The following is a 21,853-nucleotide window of genomic DNA, read 5'->3' as shown; positions in this document are numbered from 1 at the left end:
TGTCGCTTACCGTAGAGAGGTGACGACCCCAGCCCCGGGCCCGGCCGCAGGCCCCACCGAGAACAGACCGGCCTCTCGGTGGCCGGCGGTGCTCACCTGGCGAGCCCACGACAACTCCCGGATGGAATCGGTCCGGGTGACGGTGAACGGCAACCGGATCAGGGCCGCGGGCCGGATGATCGGCAGCGCAGGCAACGAGCACCCGGCGTTCAGCGCCTCCTACGATCTGGTCACCGACGAAGCGGGTGCGACCAGGCGTTTGTCGCTGCGCACAACGACCGCCGCCGGTGAACGCCACGCCTCGGTGTCGCGGGACGAGGAGAACTACTGGCTCGTCGACGCGGGCGGCACCCACGTGCGCTCGACCTTCGCCGGCGCCCTCGATGTGGACGTGGTGCTCAGCCCGTTCTTCAACACCCTGCCGATCCGCCGGTTCTGCCTGCAGAACGCCGTCGGCGACGTGCAGGTGCCGGTCGTCTACGTGCGTCTGCCCGACCTGCTGGTGCAGGAGGCCGAACTCACCTATTCGAGTGCCGCCGACGGCATCAACGTGCTCTCCCCGGTTTCGAGCGCCACATTGAAGGTGGATCCGGAAGGGTTCGTCCTCGACTATCCGGGACTGGCCGAGCGGGTCTGAACCGCGGCACCGGCCGCCCATCGCCGACGGCCACCTGTCGGCGCCGACCGCCCAATGCCCTGATCGACCGGGCACGGCGGCCGGGGAACGGTCGCGACCGACTACAGCGCCCGCAGCACCCCACCGCGCTGACCAGCACGCCGCAGCTCGTCGAGCCAGCCGTCGGCGCCGGGCGTCACCCCCGTGATCTCCCATTGCGCCCGGCTGTCGTACGCCGACCGCCCCCGGTAACCCGCCTCGACAACCTCGCCGAGCGTGCCGTCGGCGCGAAGAGCGTCACGCGCGGCGATCAGCGCCTCGATGGTTTCGTCGAGCACCAGTTCCAATGCCCCGGCATTCGGTTCACAGATCGCGCGAACCAGGTCGGGCGCGGTACCGGCTACCCGGGTCCCGTCGCGGAACGAACCGGCCGCCAACCCGAGCGCCAGCTCACCCCCGCCCGCTCCGGCCGCGGCCAACGCCTCGGCCAGCACATGCGGCAGATGCGAGATCCGCGCGACGGCCTGGTCGTGTTCCTCGGCGACGACCGGAACCACGACGGAACCGCAGTCCAAAGCCAGCCGAACCACCCGCGACCACGGCTCCACCCGGGTGCCCTCATCCACGCCCACAGCCCACACCGCGCCGCGGAACAGCTCGGGATCGGTTGCCGCCCAGCCGGATTCAGACGTACCGGCCATCGGGTGACCGCCCACATACCGAGCCTCGAGCCCCTGCTTGCGCACCGCGTCGGCCACCGGCCCCTTCACGCTGACCACATCGGTCAGCGCACATCCCGGCGCATAGGCGGCGACCTCCGCGAGCACCGGCGCGACGGCGGGCATCGGCACCGCGAGCACCACGAGCGCGTCGACGGCAGCAGCCCGGCCCAGCGCCTCGGGCAGGTCACTCGACACGTCGAAACCGTCGAGGCGGGCGGCCTGCGCGCCGTCGGCCGACCGGTTGTACCCGAACGCCTCGTACCCGGCGTCCACGGCCGCGCGCAGCACGGAGCCGCCGATCAGACCCGTTCCGAGGACACATACGGCGCCACGCTCGTCGATACTCACGGGAACAGATTGGCACACGAGTTCATCATTACGGGCGGGACAGACTACCGTTTGGTCCATGGCAGCACAGCGCTCGGGCACGAACAGGGCGACGTCGGATGACGACTTCGACGTCGAAGGGTTCGCCGTGGCGGTGGTCCGCGAAGAAGGTACGTGGCGGTGCAGTCCTCTCAGCCACGACGCCCTCGTCGATCTCTCCGCCGCCGAGACCGAATTGAAGGCATTGCGCAGCTCCGGTGCGGTGTTCGGGCTGCTCGACGTCGACGACGAGTTCTTCATCGTGCTGCGGCCCGCGCCGAGCGGCACCCGGCTGCTCGTCTCCGACGCGACCGCCGCGATCGACTACGACATCGCCGCCGACGTCCTCGACGCACTCAATGTCGAGATCCCCGACATCGACCCCGACGAGCTCGACGACATCGAACCATGGGAAGAGGGCGACCTCGGCGTACTCGCCGACCTCGGCCTGCCCGAACCGGTACTCAGCGTGATCCTCGCCGACACCGACCTCTACCCGGACGAACAGCTGAAACTGATCGCCGAACGCCTCGGTTTCGCCGACGAATACGCCGCGGTGCTGGACAAACTGCACAAGTGACCGAAGAGGACATGCTGCGCGCCGCGCTCGCGGCCGCCGCTGACGCCGACCCGCGCGATGTGCCGGTCGGCGCCGTCGTCTTCGATGCGCAGGGCCGTGAGCTGGCCCGCGCGGCCAACGCCCGCGAAGCCCTCGGCGACCCGACCGCCCACGCGGAAGTCCTCGCCCTGCGGAAAGCCGCGGCCGTCCACGGCGACGGTTGGCGGCTCGAAGGCGCGACCCTCGCTGTCACCTTGGAACCGTGCACGATGTGCGCGGGCGCGCTGGTACTTGCCCGCGTGGAGAAGGTGATCTTCGGCGCCTGGGAACCCAAGACCGGGGCGGTCGGTTCCCTGTGGGACGTAGTCCGCGACCGTCGCCTCAACCACCGCCCTCAGGTACGGGCCGGAATCCTCGAATCCGAGTGCGTCGCCCTCCTCGACACCTTCTTCCGTAACCAGCGCTGACCAGCCGATTTAGTGATCGAGCCCCCTATCCGGTACCGTAGTCGGCGGTGGCGTGTCCGAGCGGCCTAAGGAGCACGCCTCGAAAGCGTGTGACGGGTAACCCCCGTCCGAGGGTTCAAATCCCTCCGCCACCGCCAGCAAGCCCCTTACCTGTTCAGGCAGGTGAGGGGCTTTTGCTTTGCGCGGTTCGGAAGGTGTTGCGGTACGCCGAGGGGGAGGTGTGCAGGGCCTTCGCGAAGTGGTGGCGGAAGGTGACCGCGGTGGCGAAGCCGACGGCTGTGGCGATCTCCTCCACCGGGGCATCGCTGGTTTCGAGCATCGCCAGGGCGGCCTGGATGCGTTGAGTGGTGAGCCATTTGCTCGGGGTGGTGCCGGTGGATCGAACGAAATGACGCAGGTAGGTGCGCTGGGACAGGCCCGCGACCCGGGCGAGGTCGGCGACGCCGATCGGCTCGTGGATGTGTTCGGCGGCCCAGGCCAGGCTGCGGCCGACCGGGTCGTCGAGGGGTTCGGGCGGCATCGGGGACTCGATGTACTGTGCCTGGCCGCCGGTGCGGTGCGGCTGGATCACCAGCCTGCGGGCGACCGCGTTCGCGACGGACGCGCCCATGTCGGTGCGCACCAGGTGCAGCGCCAGGTCGAGGCCCGCCGCGCAGCCCGCGCTGGTGAGGATGTCGCCGTCGTCGGTGTAGAGCGGTTCGGCGTCGACGACCACGGCGGGATACCGCTCGCGCAGCAGGTCGGCGTATCGCCAGTGCGTGGTGGCCCGGCGACCGTCTAACAGTCCGGCCGCCGCGAGCGCGAAAGCACCCGAGCAGATCGACACGATGCGTGCCCCGTTGCGATGTGCCTGCCGCAGTGCCTCGATCAGCTCCGGTGAGGTGGCGGCGCGCGGGTCGGCGACGCTCGGCACCACCACGGTGTCGGCAGCGGCGAAGTCGGCGAGACCGTAGGGGCTGCTCATGGTCGCGCCGCCGATCACCCGGATGGGGTCGGGGGTCTCGGTGCAGATCTTCAGCTCGTACCACGGCTGATCGATATCAGGCCACACGAGGCCGAACACCTCGATGACGATGCCGGCCTCGAACGCCGTCATCCCGTCGTAGGCCAGAACCGACACGCTCGAACCCATGTCTGAATATTAGCGGTAGTCGTCATCTACGCCACTTCTCGTAGCCTTCGCGGCTCGCGACCATGGATTCATGTGGAAGAAGTTGAAGGAATTCGCCCTTGGCATTCACGCCGCGAACGCCATCAGGCACGGTGTGTGCCCACCCGCCGCCGCCCGTCGTGAACCCGCGAAACCCACAACGCGCTGATCGAGAGCTGTCGACGGCTATTCACCTGCGTCCGACCTGCGGTGTAGTACTCGCGTAATAGACTGAGTTACACCGAAATCCGGGAAGGAACGATGATTATGCGCGGGCGTGTGCCGCCACCCGCGAAGTCCGGGATCGGGCTCGGGGGGAAGCTCTTGGTTCTGATCGTGCTCGGGTGGGTGGCCGTAGGGCTGCTCGCCGCAGGTCAGCGGCACTATTTCTCGAAACTCCCGAGGGAGTGCTCGGATTGGGCGACGATCGCCGTCACGGCGGCGGCGGGACCGGGGAACTACATCGGGCTGAACCCGCGGGTCACCGAATGCGAGGTTCCGCAGCCGAGCAAGTAGGCCGGGCACCCGAACGAGTGCCCGGCCCGGATCTCACAGTTCCGCAGCCGCCATCTCGCGGTCGTTGCGGTGGATCTCGCGCAGCTTGGAACCCTCCACGTCGATATCCGGAACGATCTTGTCCAGCCAGGCGGGCATCCACCACGCCCATTTGCCCAGCAGCACAAGCAGAGCGGGGATGAGCACCATGCGCACGACGAACGCGTCGAGCGCGACGCCCGCCGCCAACGCGAAGCCCATCGACTTCGCGGTGACATCGGATTCGAGCAGGAACGAACCGAACACCGAGATCATGATGATCGCCGCCGAGGTGACCACGCGCGCGCCGTGGTGATAACCCTTCACCACCGCCTCGGTCGGCTCGGCGCCGTGCACGTACTCCTCGCGCATGCGGGTCACCAGGAACACCTGGTAGTCCATCGCGAGCCCGAATACCAAGCCGATCAACATGATCGGCAGGAAGCTCACCAGCGGATGCGGGTCCGAGATCAGCCCGAGCTTGCCCTCCTGGAAGACCAGCACCGTCGCACCGAACGTCGCCGCCATCGACAACAGGAATCCGAGCGCGGCCGTGAGCGGGACCAGGATCGAGCGGAACACCAGGATCAGCAGGATGAACGCGGCGCCCGCGACGATCGCCATGTACGGCACGATCTTGCTCAACAACACGTGGTCGATATCGGCGTAGATCGCGGTGGTTCCCGTGATGCCGTAAGACATCTGGTACTGCTCGTGCAACGCGGCCTCGGCATCGCGGGCCGACTGCACCAGATCCTTGGTCGACTGATCGTTGGGACCGGCCTTGGGAATACCGTTGATGAGGGCGCCCGCACCGTCGGAGCTCATCTGCGGTTCGGTGACCAGATCCATGTCGGGATAGGACATGAGCTTGTCGCGCAACGCGTTCAGCGCGGCGGGCCGCTGGTCGGCGGGGGTGTCGGCCAGGTCGACGGCCACCTGCAACACGCCGTTGCTGCCCTCACCGAAGCCCTCGGTGCGCAGGTCGTAGGCCTTACGCACGGTGGTCGACTTGGGCAGGCTGTCCTCGCCGGGCAGACCGAGGTTCAGGTTCAGCGCGGGCGCGGCGAGCAGACCGAGCACCACGATGGCCAGGATCATCGTCACCGCGGGGAACTTGGCGATCACCCGGGCGACACGGGTGCCGTTGGTGACGACACTGTCGTCCTCGGGATCGTGCTGGGCGATGAGCGGCAGCTTCGGCTTGAACAGGGCCTTGCCGAACGCACCGAGCAGCGCGGGCATGAGGGTGATCGCGGTGAGCACGGCGAACGCGGCCGCCACCGCACCACCGAGACCCATGAACGTCAGGAACCGGACACCGACGATGGCCAGCCCGGCCAGCGCGATGATCACGGTGAGACCGGCGAACACCACCGCCGAGCCCGCCGTGCCGAGCGCGGTACCGGCGGCTTCCTCGGCCGAATCCTGCACGGTCAGTTCGTGTTTGTAGCGGGAGACGATGAACAGCGCGTAGTCGATCGACAGCGCGATACCGATCATCGAGGCCAGGAACGTCGTGAAGCTCGGGATCTCGAGCACCGTGGTGGACAGGAAGATCAGCGAGGTCGCGGCACCGAGGCCGACGACGGCGGTGATGATCGGCACGAAGGCCGCGACGATCGCGCCGAACGCCACGATCATCACCACCAGCGCGACGGCCATACCGATCATCTCGGACTTGCCGCTCGGCATCTCCTGCTCCATGGGCAGGCTGCCGCTCATCTCCACCGTGAGCCCGGCGGCGCGGGCGTCGTCGCCGACGGCGTAGGCGGCCTCGCGGTCCTCGGGTTTCACATCGGCGAACTCTTTGATGGTGAACGGCACGCTGAAGTAGGCGACCGTGTCGGGCGACGATTCGTTCAGCACATTGAGCGGTGCGCCACTGCAGGTCGACGGATCAGGTTGCGCGGTAAGGCAACCCATCTCCTCGGTGGCCGCGATCGGGTCGACGATCGGTTCGGTGTGATCGACGATCGGCAACTGCTCGAGCCGTTCGATCATCGCCGCCACGGCCTGGCGATTGCCCGGGTCGGTGAGCTTCTGGCCGGCGGGCGCGCCGACGACGTAGGTGCCGGTGACCGCGTCGAACGCGAACGCCTCCGACATACCGGGGAAGTGCTTGTCGAGGATTTCGGTCGCCCGCTCCGACGGCAGGTTCGGCATGCTGAAGTCGTCGGTCATCGGTTTCTGCAGCTGGGCACCGAGTCCGCCGAGCACCATGAAGCAGAGTAACCAGACGGGGAGCACGATCCATTTGCGGCGAAAGGCCAGCTTTCCCCACCGGTACAGATAGACGGACACGGGTTTCTCCTCGGTGATTCGATGCAGAGCGTGGAGTAGAGCCGGGTCGAACTAGTCCTGAGTCTGGTGCCGCGATACCGCGATATCAAGCAACCGGGCCCGCACATGCGACGACCCCGCGATCCAAGGGGCGGATCGCGGGGTCGTGTGGGGAACCTGTGGTCAGCCGACGGCGACCGGGTGCTTCACCGTCTCGGTACCCGAGTTGCGCAGCTGCTCGAGCTTGGCGCCCTCGACGTCGATATCGGGAACGATGCGGTCGAGCCACTTCGGCATCCACCAGGCCCACTTGCCCATGATCACCAGCAGCGCGGGCACGATCACCATGCGGACCACGAAGGCGTCGATGGCGACACCGGCGGCCAGCGCGAAACCGAACGACTTCGCCGTGACGTCGGTTTCCATGATGAAGGAGCCGAACACCGAGATCATGATGATCGCGGCCGAGGTGACCACGCGGGCGCCGTGGTGGTAACCGGCGACCATGGCGTCCTTCGGCGAACGGCCGTGCACGAATTCCTCACGCATGCGGGTCACCAGGAACACCTGGTAGTCCATCGCGAGACCGAACACCAAGCCGATCAACATGATCGGCAGGAAGCTGACCAGCGGCTGTGGGTCCTCGATCAGCCCGAAGGTGCCCTCCTGGAAGATCAGCACGGTGGCACCGAAGGTGGCCGCCATCGACAGCAGGAACCCGAGGGCCGCGGTGAGCGGAACCAGGATCGAGCGGAACACCAGGATCAGCAGGATGAACGCGGCACCGGCGACGATCGCCAGGTACGGCACGATCTTGCTGAGCAGCGCGTGGTCGACATCGGCGTAGATCGCGGTGGTACCGGTGATGCCGTACTGCATGCCGTACTGCGCCTGCAGCTCCGCCTCGGCGCCGCGCGCGGACTGGACGAGATCCTTGGTTTCCTGGTTGTTCGGACCGGAGACCGGGACGCCGTTGAGCATGGCGCCCTGCTTGTCCTCGCTCCACTGCGGCTCGGTGACGTAGTCCATGCCCTCGTAGGAGGCGAGCTTGTCGCGCAGCGCGCCGAGCGCCGCCTCACGCTGACCCTCGGGCGTGGCACTCAGGTCGGCGACGACCATGAGCACACCGTTGCTGCCCTCACCGAAGCCCTCGGTGCGCAGGTCGTAGGCCTTACGCACGGTCGAGGTCTTGGGCAGGCTGTCCTCGCCGGGCAGGCCGAGGTTCAGGCCCGCGGCGGGTGCGGCGAGCGCACCGAGCACGACCACCGACAGGATCAGGGCGACCCACGGTGCCTTGCCGATCAGGCGGGCGAAACGCTGGCCGTTGGTGACCGAGTTTTCGTCCTCGGGATCGTGCTGGGCCACCAGCGGCAGCTTCGGCTTGAACAGCGACTTGCCGAAGGCGCCCATCAGCGCGGGCATCAGGGTGACGGCGGTGAGCACCGCGAACGCGGCGGCGATGGCGCCACCGAGACCCATGAAGGTCAGGAACTCCACGCCGACGATGCTCAGCGCGCCGAGCGCGATGATGACGGTGAGACCGGCGAACACCACGGCCGAACCGGCGGTGCCGAGCGCCGTACCGGCGGCTTCCTCGGCCGAATCACGCACGGACAGTTCGTGTTTGTAGCGCGAGACGATGAACAGCGCGTAGTCGATCGACAGCGCGATACCGATCATCGAGGCGAGGAAGGTGGTGAAGCCGGGCACTTCCATGAAGGAGGTGCCGAGCATGATCGTCGAGGTCGCGGCACCGAGGCCGACGATGGCGGTGACGATCGGGACGACCGCGGCGACGATGGCGCCGAAGGCGATCACCATGACGATCAGGGCGACGGCCATACCGATCAGCTCGGACTTGCCGCTCGGCTGTTCCTGCTTCATCGCGATGGAACCGCTGAGCTCGACGGTCAGGCCGGCGTTGCGGGCGTCGGCGCCGACCTCGAAGGCGGCGTCGCGCTCGGCGTCGGTCACGTCGGTGACGTTCTTGATGGTGAACGGCACGGTGAGCGTGGCGACGGTCTTGGGTGCGGACTCGTTGAGCACGTTGAGCGGGGCACCCGAGCAGGTCGACGGGTCAGGGTTGCTCAGGCAGCCCATCTTGTCGGTCATCTCGATCGGGTTGGTCAGCGGCTTGGTCTTGTCGACGATCGGCAGTTCACCGAGCTTGCCGATGAACGCGTCGATCGCGGCACGGTTGGCCGGGTCGGTGAGCTGCTGGCCTGTCGGCGCGGCGATCACGTAGGTGCCTGCCACGGCGTCGAACTTGAACTGTTCGGACATGCCGGGGAAGTGCTTGTCGAGGATTTCGTTGGCGCGAGCCGAGGGCAGCTCGGGCATGCTGAAGTCGTTGCTCATCGGCTTGCTGAGGGTGGCGCCGAGCCCGCCGAGCAGCACGAACAGCAGTAGCCAGACCGGCAACACTATCCATTTACGGCGGAAAGCGAACTTTCCCCATCGGTACAGGTATACGGACACGTGTCCCCGCCTCCACATCGCGAATGATTTGTCTACCGTGCGGTAGGTAGACTACCGACGGCGTAAGCGGAGGGGCAACCTCAATTTTATGGGCGCCGGATAGATCACAACCGATTCATGGGAGGATTGCCACATGGCTGCCCGGGACACCGCCGACACCGTTACCGCAGGTGGAGGCACTAAACAGGCGATTCGTGATGCCGCGCTCCGGCTGTTCGCCGCGAAAGGCTTCGAACAGACGAGCCTGCGCGAAGTCGCCGATATGGTGGGAATCACAAAGGCGTCGCTGTACTACCACTACGCGTCGAAGCTCGATCTGCTGCTGGCGATCATCGACCCGATCATCGATCACATGCGCGACATCGTCACCGATATCGACGCCGTCCCCTACGACAGCGAGGGCATTCGCGCCGTCCTGCGCACCTATCTGCGCGGCATGATCCGCCACCGCGACGCGGGCGCGCTGTGCGTGCGCGACACCGCCGCCATCGTCAACGCCATCGCCGACCGCTACCCGGATCTCATGGAACCCACTCGCGAGCTGCGGACCTGGTTGTCCGGACCGAACCCGACGCCGGAGACGATGCTGCGCGCGGCCGGTGCCATCGAGGTGCTCGGGGTGGCGCTGCTGTCGACCGAACTGGCGCCGGGAGCCACCGACGCGCTCGTCGAGCAGACGCTGCTCGACGCGGCGACCGCCGTGCTGGCCGGCGGCGCGACCGCGTAGGTTCGAGACCGTGCATATCACCGCAAGGGTCGATTACGCGGTGCGAACGTTGCTCGAGCTCGCCGCGGCCGACGGGGTCGTGAAGGCCGAGGCCATCGCCGCCGCGGCGCAGATCCCGCCCAAGGTCCTCGAGACCGTGCTCGCCGAGCTGCGTCGCGCCGAACTGGTGCGCAGCAGGCGCGGACCGGACGGCGGGTACCGCCTCGGCAGGCCCGCCGAGGAGATCTCGGTGGCCGACGTGATCCGTGGCGTGGAGTCGCCGCTGGCCTCGGTGCGCGGGCAGCGTCCCGAGGACGTGCGCTACCCCGGTGCGGCCGAGCCGTTGCAGCGGGTGTGGATCGCGCTGCGGGTGAATATCCGGGCCGTGCTCGAGAACGTGTCGATCGCCGATATCGCCGCCGACCGACTGCCCGGTTTCATCGATGAGTTGATCGCGGATCCTGGCGCCTGGGCCCGGCGCGAGCCACGTACTCCCGCCGACGCGTGATCTGTCCACAGGTTCGGGTTTATCCACAGGCCTGGTGAAACGCCTGGATAACCGGGGGACGCGGCCTCGCCGCACGCGGTAGCCTGCGTCCATCATGTTGATCACCCTGCTGCGGACCTACACGGCCCCGTACCGCGCCCAGCTGGCCGGGGTCCTCGTGCTCCAGCTGGTCTCGGTCATCGCGATGCTCTACCTGCCGAGCCTCAATGCCGACCTCATCGACAACGGCATCACCAGGGGCGATATCGGCTACATCTGGACCACCGGACTGTGGATGCTCGCGGTGAGCTGCGTGCAGATCATCGCCTCGTCGGCGTCGGTGTACTTCGGTGCGCAGGCGGCGATGGGCGCGGGCCGGGACATGCGCGGCGCGGTGCTGCACCGGGTCGAGACGTTCTCCGCGCGCGAGGTCGGCCTGTTCGGCGCGCCCTCGCTCATCACCCGCTCCACCAACGACATCCAGCAGGTGCAGCTGCTCATCGTGATGTCGGTGACGATTCTGGTGATGGCACCGATCATGTGCGTCGGCGGCATCATCATGGCGGTGCGCGAGGACGTCGGGCTCTCGTGGTTGCTGCTCATCGCGGTGCCCGCGCTGGCGCTGAGCATGGGCCTGGTCGTGGCGAAGATGGTGCCCGGCTTCCGGCAGATGCAGGAACGCATCGACGGGGTGAACCGGGTGCTGCGCGAGCAGATCACCGGCATCCGGGTGATCCGCGCGTTCGTGCGGGAACGTCAGGAGATCTGGCGCTTCGGGATGGCCAACACCTCGCTCACCGATGCCTCGCTGCGCGTGGGCAAGCTGATGGCGCTGATGTTCCCGATCGTCATGCTCATCTCCAATGTCACCGCCGTCGGGGTGATCTGGTTCGGCGGGCATCACGTCGACGACGGCACCATGCAGATCGGCTCGCTCACCGCGATGCTGTCCTACATCATGCAGATCCTGATGGCCGTGATGATGGCCTCGTTCCTGGCGATGATGGCCCCGCGCGCGGCGGTCTCGGCCGACCGGATCGGCGCGGTGCTCGAGACCGAGTCCTCGGTGCGCCCGCCGCGCCTGCCGCAGCCCTTCGCAGGCGATCCGGCGACCGTCGACCTGCAGTTCGCCGAATTCGCCTTCCCCGGTGCGGAGAAGCCGGTGCTGCGCGCCATCCGCTTCCAGGTGGCGCCCGGAACGACAACGGCCGTGGTCGGTTCCACCGGTGCGGGCAAGACCACGCTCGTCAATCTGATCCCGCGCCTGATCGATGTCACCGACGGCGCGGTGTACGTGGGCGGCACCGACGTACGGCACCTCGACCTCGAAACACTGCGCGGCGGAATCGGATTGGTGCCGCAGAAGGCGTACCTGTTCTCCGGAACCGTCGCGAGCAACCTGCGCTACGGCAAACCCGACGCCACCGATGACGAGCTCTGGCACGCGCTCGAGGTCGCCCAGGCGGCCGACTTCGTGCGCGAGATGCCGCAGGGCCTCGACACCCCGGTCGCCCAGGGCGGCACGACGGTGTCGGGTGGTCAGCGTCAGCGCCTGTGCATCGCCCGCGCGCTGGTGCGTAAGCCGCGCATCTACCTGTTCGACGATTCGTTCTCCGCGCTCGACGTGGCGACCGACGCCCGGTTGCGCGCGGCGCTGAAACCCGAGACCGCCGACGCGTCGGTGCTCATCGTGGCCCAGCGGATACAGACCATTCGCGACGCCGACCAGATCGTCGTCCTCGAGGACGGTGCGATGGCAGGCCTCGGCACCCATGACGAGCTGATGCAGCGGTGCCCGGAGTACCGCGGGATCGTCGAGTCCCAGCTCAGTGTGGAGGAGGCTCGATGAGGCCGGGTGGACCCGTCCCCGGCGCCCCGGGTACGAAACCGAAATCGTTCGTTCCGTCGCTGAAGCGGCTGCTGCGCAGACTCGCGCCGGAAAAGTTCTCCGTCGCGGTCATCATCGCGCTCGTCGTCACCTCGGTGGTGCTCAACACACTCGGCCCGTGGTTGCTCGGCAAGGCGACCAACCTGGTGTTCGACGGGTTCGTCGGCAAGCAACTACCGGCGGGGCTGAGCAAGGACGAAACTGTCGAGATGCTGCGTCAGCGCGGGGAGAACACCCGCGCCGACATGCTCTCGGCCATGAACGTGATCCCCGGCACCGGTATCGATTTCGGTGCTGTCGGCCGGGTGCTCACGCTGGTCCTCGTGCTGTACGTGGTCGCGGCGGTGTTCGGCTGGCTGCAGGGCTATCTTCTCAACGTCGTCATCAACCGCACGGTCAAACGCCTGCGCGACGACGTGGAGAACAAGCTGCACCGCCTACCGCTGCGCTACTTCGACACCGCACCGCGCGGCGACGTGCTCAGCCGCGTCACCAACGATGTCGACAATGTCTCCCAGAGCCTGCAGCAGACCATGAGCCAGCTGCTCGTCTCGCTGTTCACCGTGGTCGGCATCCTGATCATGATGTTCTGGATCTCGCCGCTGCTGGCGCTGATCGCCCTGCTCACGGTGCCCGCGGCCATCGTCGTCACCGCGCAGATCGCCAAACGGTCCAAGCCGCACTTCGTGAACCAGTGGAAATACACCGGTGAGGTGAACTCCTCGGTGGAAGAGGCCTACACCGGCCACGAGATCATCACCGCGTTCGGCCGCAGCCGCGAGGTGGGCCGGGAGTTCGACGAGCGTAACGACAAGCTCTACAACGCCAGCTTCAAGGCGCAGTTCATCTCCGGCCTGATCATGCCCGCGATCATGTTCCTCGGAAACGTGAACTTCGTGTTCATCGCGCTGGTCGGCGGCCTGCGGGTGGCCACCGGCAACCTCTCACTCGGTGAGGTGCAGGCCTTCATCCAGTACTCGCGCCAGTTCAGCCAGCCGCTCACCCAGATCGGCGCCATGGCCAACCTGCTGCAGTCCGGGGTGGCCTCGGCCGAGCGGATCTTCGAGATCCTCGACGCCGAGGAACAGAGCCCCGACCCGCTGGTGGAGAACTCGCGCCCGGTCGACCGCGGCCGGGTGGAGTTCGACGCGGTGTCCTTCGGCTACGACCCGGAAACCCCGGTGATCGAACGGCTTTCACTGGTGGCCGACCCGGGCCATGTGATCGCCATCGTCGGCCCGACCGGTGCGGGCAAGACCACGCTGGTGAACCTGCTGATGCGTTTCTACGAGATCGACGCGGGCACCATCTCCATCGACGACGTCGACATCACCACCATCACCCGCGACCACCTGCGTTCGCGCATCGGCATGGTGTTGCAGGACACCTGGCTGTTCCAGGGCACCATCCGCGAGAACATCGCCTACGGCAATCCCAACGCCTCGGAGCACGACATCATCGCCGCCGCCCGCGCCGCCTATGTCGACCGGTTCGTGCACTCGCTGCCCGACGGCTACGACACGGTGATCGACGAGGAAGGCGGCGGGGTGAGCGCCGGTGAGAAGCAGCTCATCACCATCGCCCGCGCGTTCCTGGCCAAGCCGTCGATCCTGATCCTCGACGAGGCGACCAGCTCGGTCGACACCCGCACCGAACTGCTCGTGCAGCACGCCACCGCCGCGCTGCGCCGCGACCGCACGAGTTTCGTCATCGCCCACCGGCTTTCGACGATTCGCGACGCCGACCTGATCGTGGTGATGGAGAAGGGCCGCATCGTCGAACACGGCAACCACGAACGCCTGCTAGAGGAACGCGGCGCCTACTACCGCCTGTACAACGCCCAGTTCGCGGCCGCCCAGTAGGGCCCTGGCACCATGGGCGGGTGGCCGACAGCAGCGAATTCTCCTTCACGGTAGGTACCCGTCTCGACGGGGGCCGGCATGGGCGTACCGGTGTCATCGGCACGCCGCACGGGGAGATCGCGACGCCCGCCTTCATTCCGGTGGGGACGAAGGCGTCGGTGAAGGCTGTGCTGCCGGAGACGATGAAGGAGCTGGGGGCGCAGGCGTTGCTCGCCAACGCCTACCACCTCTATCTGCAGCCGGGGTCCGACATCGTCGACGAGGCGGGTGGGCTCGGGAAGTTCATGAACTGGGACGGGCCGACCTTCACCGACAGCGGTGGCTTCCAGGTGATGTCGCTGGGTGTCGGCTTCAAGAAGGTGCTCGCGATGGAGGCGGTCGGGGTGCGCTCCGATCAGGTGATCGCGCCAGGCAAGGAGCGCCTCGCCACCGTCGACGACGACGGCGTCACCTTCCGGTCCCACCTCGACGGCTCGAAGCACCGGTTCACCCCCGAGGTGTCGATGGGCATCCAGCACCAGCTCGGCGCCGACATCATGTTCGCCTTCGACGAACTCACCACCCTGATGAATACCCGTGGCTACCAGGAGAAGTCGCTGCAGCGCACGCACGAGTGGGCGCAACGCTGCATCGATGAGCACGAACGGCTCACCGCCGCCCGCACGCACCGGCCGTACCAGGCGCTGTTCGCGGTGATCCAGGGCGCGCAGTACGAAGACCTGCGCCGCAAGGCCTGCCGTGAACTCGAATCGATCCGGGGCAGTGGCGGAACAGAATTCGACGGCTACGGCATCGGCGGTGCGCTGGAGAAACACAACCTCGGCACCATCGTCGGCTGGTGCTGCGACGAGCTGCCCGAGGCCAAGCCGAGGCACATGCTCGGCATCAGCGAGCCCGAGGACATGTTCGTCGCCATCGAGAACGGCGCCGACACCTTCGACTGCGTGAACCCCTCACGAGTGGCGCGCAATGCGGCGATCTACGTCGACGAAGGCCGGTTCAACATCAACACCAGCCGCTTCCGCCGCGATTTCACCCCCATCGACGAGAACTGCGACTGCTACACCTGCGCGCACTACACCCGCGCCTACCTGCATCACCTGTTCAAGGCCAAGGAGATGCTCTCGGCGACGCTGTGCACCATCCACAACGAGCGGTTCACCGTCCGCCTGGTCGACCGGATCCGCGCGAGCATCGAAGGCGGCTACTTCGACGAGTTCAAAAAGGAATTCCTCGGCCAGTGGCAAGGCCGCATCAAAGCCCCGGGGGAGTAGACCTGGTCGTTCGATTACCACGCTCTGGTGGCGGCATCGGCCGAGAGGCGAACGCCACCAGAGCGTGGTGATCAAGTGCCCAGCTGTCAGCGTGCGGCCTAGTCGTGGAGGGCGTCGACCTGCGCCGGGGCGTAGGTCGGCTCCTTCTTCTTGAGGATCGCGATGACGCGGTACGTGATGGGGAGGACGAGCACCTCGCACACCGTCTTCCAGATGAAGCCGACGATCACGAAGTTGACGAACGACTGCCAGGTGTCGATGCCGATCGCCGGGGCGGCGATCGAGCAGAAGATCAGGGTGTCGGCGAACTCGCCGACCACGGTCGACCCGATCAGCCGGGCCCACAGGTGCTTCTCCTTGGTGCGTTCCTTGATGAACACCAGCGTCGCCGAGTTCAGCAACTGGCCCACGAAGTACCCGGCGAGCCCGGCGAGCACCAGCTGCGGGGTGGTGCCGAGGACGGTGCGGAACGCTTCCTGGTTCTCGTAGAAGCCGGCGGCAGGCAGCCGGACGGCGACGAAGAAGCAGCCGACGGTGAGCAGCAGCGCCGCGAAACCGGTGTAGATGGCGTGGCGAGTGGCGCGGAAGCCGTAGACCTCGCTGAGCACGTCACCCAGGATGTAGGCCAGCGGGAACAGGAAGAAGGCGCCGTCGGTGGCGATCGGCAGGATCTGCAGCGGGCCGAGCACGACCGAACTGCCGGAGAAGAACTCCACGCCCTTGGTGGCGCAGATGTTGGAAATGATCAGCGTCGCGGTGAACACGGCGACGATTACCGGATAGAACCCCCGCGCTACCTGGGCGAATGCCGCATGCTTCGGCGCGGGGTGCCCAGATTCGGCGGGTTTGTCGAGCGAGTTTGCATCAGTCACGGGTTACATCCTCCCTCAGGCGCCCGAAGGGCCCCGCTCGAGCGCACCAGCGCTCCAACCATGCATGCCATAGTCTGTAGCAATGACGAATCCCGGCGATTCCGACGAGTGGTGGAAGCAGTACGGCGGTTCCGGCGTGTCACCGGAGTCCGGCGCGCCGGGTTCGGTGCCGCAGTACCCGACCGCCCCGCCGTCGCAGCCTTCGAGCTACCCGTCCAATCCGCAGCAGTCCGCGCCGCAATACCCGCAGCAGCAGCCGCCGCCGTCGCAGCCGCAGTACCCGAACTATCAGCAGCCTGCCGCGCCGCAGTATCCGCAGCAGCCGCAGTACGGCGGGTATCCGGCGGCCGGGGCCTACAACCCGTACGGTGCGTACCCGCAGCCGCAGGGCACGAACGGTCTCGCCATCGGTGCCCTGGTGTCGTCGCTGATCGGCCTGTGCAGCTGCGGTGTCGGTTCGGTGGTCGGCATCATTCTCGGTGTGATGGCGATCAACCAGATCAAGGAACGCGGGGGTGAAGGCAAGGGGATGGCGCAGGCCGGCATCTGGATCGGTGCCATCTCCCTGGTGCTCTGGCTGCTCTACATCGTTTTCGTGGTGGTCCTCGGTGTGGTCGGCGGGATGGATTCTTCGTCCACCTACTGACTTACGCGGACAACACAAGGGGCGCTTCCGGAATCCGGAAGCGCCCCTTGGCGTTTTCGCAGGTCGGAGCTGAATCAGCCCTTGACGACCTGGGTTCCGCCTGCGAGCTTGTCGTGCCAGCCCTGCTTGTTCGGGTCGTTGTTGATGGTGACCGCGATGTAGATGGAAAGGCCGGTGGTGACCAGGCCACCGAGGCAGTAGATGGCCAGGGGCGCAAGGAAGATATTGCGCTTGAGCGAGGCCTCAGGGGTGAGCTTCGGCGCGCCACCGGGGGCGACGACCCGCAGGCCGAGCAGCTTCTTGCCGAGGGTGGTGCCCTGCGTCACTTCGAAGCCCACGTTGTAGCCCACGTAAGCGATGCCCATGATCACCCACAGGATGATGCCTGCGAGGAACGGGCTGTCCATCAGTGCCATACCGAGGACGAAGTTCAGGATTCCCAGCGGAATACCGATGATGAAACCGTCGATGACCCTCGCGCCGAGGCGGGTACCGAGGTCACCTGCCTGTGCGCCACCGAAACCCTGCTGGTTGTACGGATCGGCACCGTAACCGGGCTGCGGCTGCCCGTACGGCTGCTGGCCGTAGGCGGGCTGCTGCTGACCGTAGGGGTCGGCCTGCCCGTAACCGGGCACCGGCTGGCCGTATCCGGGAGTCGGCTGACCGTAAGGCTGCTGCTGCTGTCCGTATCCCGGCTGCTGCTGGCCGTAGGGGTCCTGGCCGTAGCCGCCGGGCTGACCGCCCTGCGGGTACTGATTGGGGTCGTAACCACCGCTGGTCATAAATTCGTCCTCGTCGTGATCAGTAGATCGGTCGTTGCGTACGTTACGGACATCGGTCTGGTTGGAACAACCCGATAGGCTCGAGTATCCATGGTTTCTCCGGGATGCGCGCCGGGTCGAAAACCGCGCGGAGCTCTGCCGTTGTGCGAGCGGCATATCCGAGTGAATCGGCGATCGCCGCCACCACGTCGCCGGGCGTGTTGCCGAGCGCGATCTGGTCGGAAAGGCTCACCGCCCCATCGCGTTTGGCGAGTCTTCTGCCTTCGGTATTGAGTACCAACGGAACATGGGCGTAGGTGGGCCGCGGCAGGCCGAGCAGGTCGGCGAGATAGGCCTGGCGGGGGGTGGACGGCAGCAGGTCGTCGCCGCGCACCACTTGATCCACGCCCTGGGCGGCGTCGTCGACCACGACGGTGAGGTTGTAGGCGGGGATGCCGTCACCCCGGCGCAGCACCAGATCGTCGACGGCGCCTCGGTAGCGGCCGTGGCGCAGGTCGGTGATCTCGTAGTCGGTCACGTCGGCGCGCAATCGCACTGCGGGCGAACGGCCTTCGGCCCGGCGAGCGGCACGCTGTGCGTCGGTGAGGGTGCGGCAGGTGCCGGGGTAGGCCCCCATCGGCCCGTGCGGTGCGGCGGCGGCCTGCTGGATTTCACGTCTGGTGCAGAAACATTCGTAAGTGCGCCCGGCCGCGGTGAGTTCCTCGATCGTCGACTCGTAGACCGCGAGCCGGTCGGATTGCCGCAGGACAGGGCCGTCCCAGTCGAGTCCGATGGCGGCGAGGTCGTCGAGCTGGCGTTGTGCCGCGCCCGGGCGGACGCGGTCGAGGTCGTCGATGCGCATCCGGAACGCGCGCCCGGTGGTGCGGGCGTAGAGCCAGGCCAGGATGGCGGTGCGCAGATTGCCCAGGTGGAGCTCGCCCGAGGGGCTCGGGGCATAGCGGCCTGCACCTGGTGAACTGGACACCTGTCCGATCCTAGTCGGTCGTGCGGCGCAGCCTCGGCCGCAGCTGTTCGTCGGTGAGCTGGGCGCCGCCTTCGACGGCGTCGAGCAGCTGTTCGGCGTAGGAGATCAGGCCCGCACGGTCGACATCGTGCTGCTGGGCATTCGCCGGGTAGGCGCCGAGCCGCTCGCAGGCGCGCCGCAGCAGCGTGGTCGCACCCTTGGCGTTGCCACGCTGGATGTGGGTCAGGCCGACGGCATATTGGGCAAGACCCTGCCAGAGCATCCGCTCGGCAACCGGCCCGTTCTTCCAGGCCGCCTCCAAAACCTCGTGTGCGTTGAATGCCAATCCGTCGTCCAGCAGTTGCTGGGCGAAGGTCAGAGTTTGCTGGGGGGTCAACTCGAGATCATCGGGAATTCGGGCTACTCCGGCACTGCCGGGCGGCAGTGGTCGGCCCAGTCGGTCGCGTGGGCGGTCGTTACGGGCACGACCTGCGGCGTCGCGGTCACGGGAGATCATCCCCCCATGATCCACGTCCACTTCGGATGGTGCTGATGTGGCCTGTGAGGCGAGCAGGAATGTGACGTATCACGAACCAATCACATGGAAGTAAATCCGCATGTGTCAAGCCCGTGGGGAATGGGTAGGAGGGCCTGGCAATGCTGCCGCAAACGCAAACCTTCGCAAGCTTGGCAAACGGATATGAGAAAGCAAATTCTCATCCGCAAACTTGCGGAAGACCTGCTAGTGTTTCTTCCGCGGGGGCAGCCCCCGGAGGCGGAAACGCCTCATGCGCTGGTTCGTGCCGATCGGTTGCGCGTTCCGGGTGGCAGTGCTGTGGGTGCCACGAAGTAACTCGTCGGTCGCGCCGGAAATCGGAAATGCTGAACCGATTCGGCGGTGTTATCCCGTTCTCACTGATGCAAAGGAGCAAGTGCTGTGGAGGTTGATGTGACGGGCGCTGTGTGGCGCAAGAGCACCTACAGCGGTCCCGATGGAAACTGCGTGGAAGTCGCCTTTCTCACCGGCGGCGAGATCGCGGTCCGCGACACCAAGGATCACGGGCGTGGCCCCGTGCTGGCCTTCGGACCAGGAGCGTGGCGAGCGTTTCTCGCCGACGTCACCGCAGGACAGTTCGCGCGCGGCTGAACCGCCGATGCGCCTGAACCGGGCAGTTCGGGCCCCGGGTCGATAGGACTCGGGGCCTTCTCTCGGCGTGGCCTATCGTGGCCGGGTGACCAGAATGGCCCCGCGCGACGCGACGATGTTCTGGCTGTCGCGCCGCACCGCCAATGATGTGTTCCTGCTCTACTGTTTCGCCGAAACCCCTACTCCTACTGAGGAACTGCGCGCCGCCGTTGCCGAACGCGTAGCGCACATTCCCGACTTGTGCTGCCGGTTGCGCGAGACCGCGCGCGACCTCGACTATCCGCACTGGATTCCGGCCGAATTCATTCCCCAGCAATTCATTGCCCACCGGCCCGACGGCCTGCCGTGGCCCACTCTGCTCGACCGGCTCGGCGAACTTCTGGGTACCGGTGTCGATGCCACCGAACGGCCCTGGCGGCTGCATGTTTTCCGTGGTGTCCGTGATGCGCCGATGTCGATCGGGCCGTCGATGGTGGCGGTGGTTCAGATCTCCCATGCTCTCGCCGACGGCACCCGTGCGGCCGCACTCACCAGATCCCTGTTTGTCCACAGGCATCCCGATGTGTCTGTGGATAACTCGGTGAAACACCGAGTAGATCCTGTGAAAACGCCGGTGAGGCCTGTGGATTACTGGGGACAACTCTGTGGATGGATGGATCCGAGTGTGCCTGGGGTACTACGTTTTCCCCAGCAGCTGATCGCGACGTTCCGCCGTGGTCTGGCGGCGGGCCGTGCCCAACGGGAACTCGCCGAGCGCACCGCCGTCGGCGAAGTGCCCGCGCCCACAACCGGCTTCACGCCCGGTGCGCTCAACACGATGCGGCCCGTCGCGGCGCTCGATCATCAGGTCCGCATGCTCGTCGTCCCCGCGGACACGCTGCGCCGCGCGCACGTCACAGTGACAGTGCTTGCGCTGACCGCGATTTCGCGCGCACTCACCACCTACCTCACCGAGCACGGTCGAGCACCGGAACGCCTCGGTGCCGCGCTGCCGATGGCCGTGCCCGCATCGAGCAACGCGCACAACAACTACCAAGGTCTTTCCATCGACCTGCACATCGAGGAACCAGACCTGCGCGTCCGTGCCGAACTGATCGCCGACGAACTGCGAACCCGTCGTGAACGCGCGCTGAATCCGCTTCTCGCCGTGCAGGATCAAGTCGGTGAAACCGTTCCCGCGCTGTTCGCGGTGCGTGACGTCGCCCGCGCCGACCTCGACACGCCCCCGCAGACGATCGACGGCAACACCGTCGTCTCCAGCGTGAACCGTGGCGCCGCCGACCTCACCTTCGCGGGCGCACCGGTCCTGTTCACCGGCGGATTTCCGGCGCTCGGCACCGTCATGCACCTGACCCACGGCATCCACGGACTCGGCGAAACCATCACGCTCTCCGTGCATTCCGACAAAGCGGCCGTGCCGGATCCCGATCGGTACCTGGCCCTGCTCGCGGAAGCGGTGGACGCCGTGCGTGGCTAACGCTTGCCGGCCCGCCCCAGTTCGTCGCCGATCGCCCGCAGCGCCGAACGCAGCGCGGTGGTCGCATCGGTGCCCGCAGCCTCACCCTCGATCAACCCGTCGATCCGGAACGGGCAGAAGTACCCCGAATCACCCTGGTGCGGGCGGCCGATCTCGATGAGCGGGCGGCCGGTCCGCTGCGCGATGGCGGTGGCGAGTGCCGCGTCGGCCGCACGCGGATCGCGCCGCACGCGGGGGAGGGCGGGCACCGCCTGGGCGTGCACCCGCTCGTACCAGTCGATCACCTCGGAAGGCGCGGCGCGCGTGCCGGTTTCGTAGTGGCCGAGCGCGGCCCGGCTGTACGGAACGCGGGTGGCCAACCCCGCCAAGGACAATCCGGCTTCTTCCCGCAGCCGCCGCAACCGCGCGCCTACGAGTCTCCCCTGCTCGCCCCGACTGGACATGCAGCCATCGTAGAGAACTGTAGACGTTTGTAGACGATTTTTGCTGTCCAAAAGGTCTTGACAGTGACCATACTTTTCCTGGCGGCTTCACCAGAACCTTACCGCGCCACCCGTGCAGCACTGACACGTTCGGAGGGGAAAGCATGGACGT

General features: G+C 66.8%; 21 protein-coding genes and 1 tRNA gene. 13 read left to right on the top strand and 9 right to left on the bottom strand.

All coding sequences use genetic code 11. From position 1 onward, the window contains the following. The first annotated feature begins 19 nt into the window (after window positions 1-19). Window positions 20-637, top strand: a complete 618-nt coding sequence (locus tag LDL21_RS19405) for a putative glycolipid-binding domain-containing protein (protein ID WP_181700468.1) — start codon at window positions 20-22, stop codon at window positions 635-637. Between the two features lie 101 nt (window positions 638-738). Here the strand turns inward: LDL21_RS19405 and LDL21_RS19400 are convergent, their stop codons facing one another. Next, a complete protein-coding gene (locus tag LDL21_RS19400; protein ID WP_372462205.1) occupies window positions 739-1,704 on the bottom strand; it encodes a prephenate dehydrogenase in 966 nt (321 codons plus the stop codon). A gap of 40 nt (window positions 1,705-1,744) precedes the next feature. On the opposite strand from LDL21_RS19400, the gene LDL21_RS19395 reads away from it, so the two are divergent. The 3 genes from LDL21_RS19395 (at window position 1,745) to LDL21_RS19385 (ending at window position 2,867) form a co-directional block, all read left to right on the top strand. Further along, a complete protein-coding gene (locus LDL21_RS19395; RefSeq protein ID WP_225281239.1) occupies window positions 1,745-2,284 on the top strand; it encodes a tRNA adenosine deaminase-associated protein in 540 nt (179 codons plus the stop codon). 11 nt (window positions 2,285-2,295) lie between these two features. Continuing rightward, window positions 2,296-2,730, top strand: a complete 435-nt coding sequence (locus LDL21_RS19390; protein WP_084457211.1) for a nucleoside deaminase — start codon at window positions 2,296-2,298, stop codon at window positions 2,728-2,730. 46 nt (window positions 2,731-2,776) lie between these two features. Further along, window positions 2,777-2,867, top strand: a tRNA-Ser gene (locus LDL21_RS19385). Between the two features lie 17 nt (window positions 2,868-2,884). Here LDL21_RS19385 and LDL21_RS19380 read toward each other — a convergent pair. Further along, a complete protein-coding gene (locus tag LDL21_RS19380) occupies window positions 2,885-3,862 on the bottom strand; it encodes a GlxA family transcriptional regulator (protein ID WP_225281238.1) in 978 nt (325 codons plus the stop codon). A gap of 285 nt (window positions 3,863-4,147) precedes the next feature. Here LDL21_RS19380 and LDL21_RS19375 point away from each other — a divergent pair, with 285 nt between their 5' ends. Then, the gene (locus tag LDL21_RS19375; protein ID WP_067494949.1) at window positions 4,148-4,396 is read left to right on the top strand and encodes a hypothetical protein; all 249 of its coding nucleotides are present in this window, start codon (window positions 4,148-4,150) and stop codon (window positions 4,394-4,396) included. A gap of 33 nt (window positions 4,397-4,429) precedes the next feature. On the opposite strand, the gene LDL21_RS19370 is transcribed toward LDL21_RS19375, so the two are convergent. Next, on the bottom strand, window positions 4,430-6,718 hold the full coding sequence (locus tag LDL21_RS19370) for an MMPL family transporter (RefSeq protein WP_225281237.1): 2,289 nt from the start codon (window positions 6,716-6,718) through the stop codon (window positions 4,430-4,432). A 162-nt stretch (window positions 6,719-6,880) separates the two neighbouring features. After that, window positions 6,881-9,175 carry an MMPL family transporter gene (locus LDL21_RS19365; RefSeq protein ID WP_225281236.1) on the bottom strand — a complete coding sequence of 765 codons (2,295 nt, stop codon included), beginning with the start codon at window positions 9,173-9,175 and terminating at the stop codon, window positions 6,881-6,883. A 133-nt stretch (window positions 9,176-9,308) separates the two neighbouring features. Here LDL21_RS19365 and LDL21_RS19360 point away from each other — a divergent pair, with 133 nt between their 5' ends. The 5 genes from LDL21_RS19360 to tgt all read left to right on the top strand — a co-directional run bounded on the left by LDL21_RS19360 (window position 9,309) and on the right by tgt (window position 15,392). Next, complete coding sequence (locus LDL21_RS19360) at window positions 9,309-9,902, top strand: TetR/AcrR family transcriptional regulator (protein ID WP_181700459.1); 594 nt, start codon at window positions 9,309-9,311, stop codon at window positions 9,900-9,902. 10 nt (window positions 9,903-9,912) lie between these two features. Further along, complete coding sequence (locus tag LDL21_RS19355) at window positions 9,913-10,389, top strand: RrF2 family transcriptional regulator (protein WP_067494693.1); 477 nt, start codon at window positions 9,913-9,915, stop codon at window positions 10,387-10,389. Between the two features lie 94 nt (window positions 10,390-10,483). After that, on the top strand, window positions 10,484-12,217 hold the full coding sequence (locus tag LDL21_RS19350; protein WP_225281235.1) for an ABC transporter ATP-binding protein: 1,734 nt from the start codon (window positions 10,484-10,486) through the stop codon (window positions 12,215-12,217). Next, window positions 12,214-14,118: an ABC transporter ATP-binding protein gene (locus LDL21_RS19345; protein WP_225281234.1), complete on the top strand. Its 1,905-nt coding sequence runs from the start codon at window positions 12,214-12,216 to the stop codon at window positions 14,116-14,118. Before LDL21_RS19350 ends, LDL21_RS19345 begins: the two co-directional genes overlap by 4 nt. A 20-nt stretch (window positions 14,119-14,138) precedes the next feature. Beyond that, on the top strand, window positions 14,139-15,392 hold the full coding sequence (gene tgt, locus LDL21_RS19340; RefSeq protein ID WP_225281233.1) for a tRNA guanosine(34) transglycosylase Tgt: 1,254 nt from the start codon (window positions 14,139-14,141) through the stop codon (window positions 15,390-15,392). A gap of 98 nt (window positions 15,393-15,490) precedes the next feature. Here the strand turns inward: tgt and LDL21_RS19335 are convergent, their stop codons facing one another. Continuing rightward, window positions 15,491-16,264 carry a queuosine precursor transporter gene (locus LDL21_RS19335; protein WP_225281232.1) on the bottom strand — a complete coding sequence of 258 codons (774 nt, stop codon included), beginning with the start codon at window positions 16,262-16,264 and terminating at the stop codon, window positions 15,491-15,493. A gap of 82 nt (window positions 16,265-16,346) precedes the next feature. Between LDL21_RS19335 and LDL21_RS19330 the strand changes: the two genes are divergently transcribed. After that, window positions 16,347-16,910 carry a DUF4190 domain-containing protein gene (locus LDL21_RS19330; protein ID WP_225281231.1) on the top strand — a complete coding sequence of 188 codons (564 nt, stop codon included), beginning with the start codon at window positions 16,347-16,349 and terminating at the stop codon, window positions 16,908-16,910. Window positions 16,911-16,984: 74 nt separating this feature from the next. Here the strand turns inward: LDL21_RS19330 and LDL21_RS29965 are convergent, their stop codons facing one another. From LDL21_RS29965 to LDL21_RS19310, 3 genes are read right to left on the bottom strand one after another with little or no spacing between them, the layout of a single operon-like run. After that, complete coding sequence (locus LDL21_RS29965; RefSeq protein ID WP_181700448.1) at window positions 16,985-17,692, bottom strand: RDD family protein; 708 nt, start codon at window positions 17,690-17,692, stop codon at window positions 16,985-16,987. Between the two features lie 43 nt (window positions 17,693-17,735). Further along, window positions 17,736-18,656 carry a tRNA glutamyl-Q(34) synthetase GluQRS gene (gluQRS, locus tag LDL21_RS19315; RefSeq protein WP_225281230.1) on the bottom strand — a complete coding sequence of 307 codons (921 nt, stop codon included), beginning with the start codon at window positions 18,654-18,656 and terminating at the stop codon, window positions 17,736-17,738. A gap of 10 nt (window positions 18,657-18,666) precedes the next feature. After that, window positions 18,667-19,152, bottom strand: a complete 486-nt coding sequence (locus tag LDL21_RS19310; RefSeq protein ID WP_225281229.1) for a DUF309 domain-containing protein — start codon at window positions 19,150-19,152, stop codon at window positions 18,667-18,669. A gap of 420 nt (window positions 19,153-19,572) precedes the next feature. Here LDL21_RS19310 and LDL21_RS19305 point away from each other — a divergent pair, with 420 nt between their 5' ends. Together LDL21_RS19305 and LDL21_RS19300 are read left to right on the top strand one after the other, a co-directional pair. Next, on the top strand, window positions 19,573-19,782 hold the full coding sequence (locus tag LDL21_RS19305; protein ID WP_067494664.1) for a DUF397 domain-containing protein: 210 nt from the start codon (window positions 19,573-19,575) through the stop codon (window positions 19,780-19,782). A gap of 85 nt (window positions 19,783-19,867) precedes the next feature. Beyond that, complete coding sequence (locus tag LDL21_RS19300) at window positions 19,868-21,259, top strand: WS/DGAT/MGAT family O-acyltransferase (RefSeq protein WP_372462204.1); 1,392 nt, start codon at window positions 19,868-19,870, stop codon at window positions 21,257-21,259. Here the strand turns inward: LDL21_RS19300 and LDL21_RS19295 are convergent. Further along, complete coding sequence (locus LDL21_RS19295) at window positions 21,256-21,702, bottom strand: helix-turn-helix domain-containing protein (RefSeq protein ID WP_181700442.1); 447 nt, start codon at window positions 21,700-21,702, stop codon at window positions 21,256-21,258. The two genes, LDL21_RS19300 and LDL21_RS19295, sit on opposite strands and share 4 nt — an antisense overlap. Between the last annotated feature and the right edge of the window lie 151 nt (window positions 21,703-21,853).

Source organism: Nocardia rosealba, from assembly GCF_020216065.1.
Classification (GTDB): domain Bacteria; phylum Actinomycetota; class Actinomycetes; order Mycobacteriales; family Mycobacteriaceae; genus Nocardia; species Nocardia rosealba.
This window is presented reverse-complemented; position numbering and strand designations above follow the sequence as displayed.